2 protein-coding genes are annotated in these 1,477 nt (G+C 38.9%); one reads left to right on the plus strand and one right to left on the minus strand.

The features are described from left to right. The first annotated feature begins 5 nt into the window (after positions 1-5). Positions 6-206 (plus strand): helix-turn-helix domain-containing protein, encoded by a 201-nt coding sequence (locus tag F6K63_RS37565; protein WP_353813185.1) that lies wholly within the window; start codon positions 6-8, stop codon positions 204-206. A gap of 672 nt (positions 207-878) precedes the next feature. Here the strand turns inward: F6K63_RS37565 and F6K63_RS36850 are convergent. Continuing rightward, the gene (locus tag F6K63_RS36850; RefSeq protein WP_287249018.1) at positions 879-1,277 is read right to left on the minus strand and encodes a Het-E N-terminal domain-containing protein; all 399 of its coding nucleotides are present in this window, start codon (positions 1,275-1,277) and stop codon (positions 879-881) included. Positions 1,278-1,477 lie beyond the last annotated feature (200 nt).

A 1,477-nucleotide genomic window follows, 5' to 3' on the forward strand; every position in this document is an offset into this window, starting at 1 on the left:
TCTAAATGAACGAACTAGGGCATATTCTGAGAGAAGCCCGCGAAGCTAGAGGTTTATCCCTTGCTGAAGTGGAATCAGAAACCCGCATTAATTCTCGATTTTTAGCGGCTCTAGAAGAGGGTGAATATCAAGCCTTGCCAACGCCCGTCCACGTACGGGGGTTTTTGCGATGCCACCTAGTATCAGCATTCGATGATGACAAATAATATTAATCATTTCATCGATCAACTGTTGACTTGGGCTAATACCTAAGCCATATTTCTCAAGAGGAATCTCTAAAAAATCCTGATCATATTTATTGATGTTGTTCGTCACATGAGTATTATCACCAACAACAATGCCACCAACATTTTTCTCAACAGATACGTTAGAGTTATGCATGCCAAATTTTGTTTAACTATTTGCTTTCTAGATTAATGCTGGGGGGGAAATGCAAGCTTAAATCCTTAGTGGGTAATAATTTTAGCCTATCATTTCCCAAAAGATACATGCTGTTTTGGGCAGACATTGGATGTAGTTATAAGGGTTTGAGTTTCCAGAACATGAAAAGAGGGTCAATTGGCTACTGTATAGCGTTTTTTTAAGCTAACAAGGTACATTTTTGCTTTGATGGAGCATGGAGCATTTAGCCGTAAAATCGTAATAGGAAAGAGGTAAAAAAATGTATCTCATTAGGTCAAAAAAACGCTGTATCAATTGTATCAATCCATAGCTCATTGGCGCATTAAAGCCTTATAAAGTAAGCTTTTTAGGGCTCATTTCACACCCTCAGAGATTAATTAAGCACCTACACAGAATTAATTACCTACTCCCAATCTCTGTAACCCTTACCCTGCAAAGCTTTTAGCTTTTTAAAATGTGTAATTAATTTTGTTTACCTACTTAATGTCTCTGTTCCTAATCTGAGCATTCTTACCAATAACAAAACCACCAACATTTTTACCAATTTTACCAATAGATACGTTGTCTCCGCCCATAGCTGTTTGTTGTGAGTTGATAATATTCATGAGCTTTTGAGCCGCACGAACAATTTCTTCGTCCTGATTAGCATTAGTTTCTAGCAGTTTACGTTCAAGCAGTTTCTCGCAAATTTTAGGGTCGTTCTCGTATTCTGCAAGCACCATCTCTGCTGCTTGGTTCCCAGTAAACTTTTTTTTGATGAGTGCCAAAAGTCCCTTAAGTCCTTGGTATATATCTTGTCCAGCTTGGCTAGCAGTTCCTTTACCAACAGCAGCAAGACCAGCAGTTAGTGCAGTAACAATAGTAGTGGGTTCCATCAGTTTTGTTTCCTAAGAATTGTGAATGTGATCGGGTTGCGATTAGGGAGCATGTCACTTATGCAGAACATTTGTACATTAGCTATAGCCCCCTCATGGGTTTTAGCTTGCTCTGATGCTACATAGTTCATCTGTTCTGCCACTTTGATCTACTCCCAATTTGATCGGAACTTGGAAGACACAGGGATTCTAGTATTTGA

Source organism: Moorena sp. SIO1G6, from assembly GCF_010672795.1.
GTDB lineage: Bacteria > Cyanobacteriota > Cyanobacteriia > Cyanobacteriales > Coleofasciculaceae > Moorena > Moorena producens.

Bases quoted from the DNA above. Each gene is read 5' to 3' on its own strand.
- F6K63_RS37565 (WP_353813185.1), top strand. From the start codon at position 6: ATGAACGAACTAGGGCATATTCTGAGAGAAGCCCGCGAAGCTAGAGGT.
- F6K63_RS36850 (WP_287249018.1), bottom strand. From the start codon at position 1,277: ATGGAACCCACTACTATTGTTACTGCACTAACTGCTGGTCTTGCTGCT.